General features: G+C 51.5%; 1 protein-coding gene. It reads left to right on the top strand.

The window, feature by feature from the left end; all coding sequences use genetic code 11:
* A partial coding sequence (locus HBA93_RS19640; RefSeq protein ID WP_221724408.1) for an autotransporter outer membrane beta-barrel domain-containing protein occupies window positions 1-344 on the top strand: 344 nt, incomplete at both ends.

Genomic DNA, 344 nt, shown 5'->3' with positions numbered 1-344 from the left:
ACGGGAGTGGTAAGGTCACCACGGAGGCTTGGGGGCTGGGCGGAGCTCTGACATGGTATAGTGACAATGGTTTCTATGCCGACGGTCAGGTTCAGATGAACTGGTTTACCAATGACTATAATTCGACGACTGCCCGACGGGGGCTGGCAAATAACCAGAAAGCTTTGGGTTTTGCTGTGAGTGCTGAGGCCGGGCGTCGGTTCGATTTGAATGAATACTGGTCAGTTACACCGCAGGCGCAATTAATGTGGTCTTCGGTGGGAATGCAGTCTTTCCGTGATATGTGGAATACACAGATCAGCATGAATGATAGTCAAAGCCTGATCGGGCGAGGTGGTGTATCT

It is taken from the genome of Ochrobactrum sp. SFR4, from assembly GCF_019730395.1.
GTDB lineage: Bacteria > Pseudomonadota > Alphaproteobacteria > Rhizobiales > Rhizobiaceae > Pseudochrobactrum.
The sequence above is the reverse complement of the archived record's forward strand: the minus strand, read 5'-3'. Positions and strand labels throughout refer to the sequence as shown.